Genomic DNA, 998 nt, shown 5'->3' on the forward strand with positions numbered 1-998 from the left:
CACGATTACAGGTGCAGATTTATCAGGCTTAAACGATGGCACATTAACCGCCACAGCCACCGTAAGTGATGTAGCCGGTAACATAGCCACTAATACAGATACAGCCATACACGACAAAACAGCAGCTACTACCATTGCAATGGCAGCGGGTGATGACGTAGTAAATGCAAGCGAGCAAACAAATGTTGTTGTGAGTGGTCAGGTTACTGATATAGAGCCAACGAATATAGCAACAGTTACTTTTACTGATGAAAGTGGCGAACTCGTGACTATAAACAATGTTACGATTAATAATGACGGCAGTTGGGAGGTTAATAGTGCAGATATTAATACCCTTGCCGATGGCACTATTACTGCGACTGTTAGTGTACTTGATAATGCGGGTAACCAAGCCACAAATAGCACAACCTTTGAAAAAGATACCCAAGCTTCCATTTCTATACCAAGTGAAAATAACGATTTATTGATCAATAATGCAGAAAAATCGGCTGTAGTTATTAATGGTCAAAGTGCCAATATTGAAGAAGGTAAAATCGTCAATATTACTGTTTCTGATGGTAGTGCTTCGGTAACAGGGCAAGCGACTATTTTAGCTGATGGAACGTGGCAAAGTAACTCACTCGATTTGACATCCCTTAATGAAGGGGCATTGACTGTTACAGCAACAACCGCTGATACCGCAGGCAACACTGCCAATGCAGATCTTAACATTGTTAAAGATACACAAAGCGCTGTTACGGTAAATGTGGGCGACGATGCTGTTATTAACAATGCTGAGCAAAGCACTGCTAAAGTAGCAGGCACAGTAACTGATGTAGAAGCTAACCAAAGCGTAGCAATTATCATTAAAGACAGTGACGGCAGTACTGTATTTAATGGCACTGCAAGTGTAGATAACGCTGGCAACTGGGAATTAGATAGCAGTATTTTAAATGCCCTATCAGATGGCGACTACACAGTAGATGTAAGCACACAAGATATAGCGGGTAACGTAGCAA

The 998-nt window shown here is 41.6% G+C and carries 1 protein-coding gene; it reads left to right on the forward strand.

Annotation, left to right across the window (positions count from 1 at the left end; all coding sequences use genetic code 11):
- Positions 1-998: Ig-like domain-containing protein (locus WDB87_RS00010; RefSeq protein WP_337848629.1), on the forward strand; the 998-nt coding region annotated here is incomplete at both ends.

This window comes from Pseudoalteromonas sp. C12FD-1 (genome assembly GCF_037414265.1).
In the GTDB taxonomy this organism is placed as follows: Bacteria; Pseudomonadota; Gammaproteobacteria; order Enterobacterales; family Alteromonadaceae; genus Pseudoalteromonas.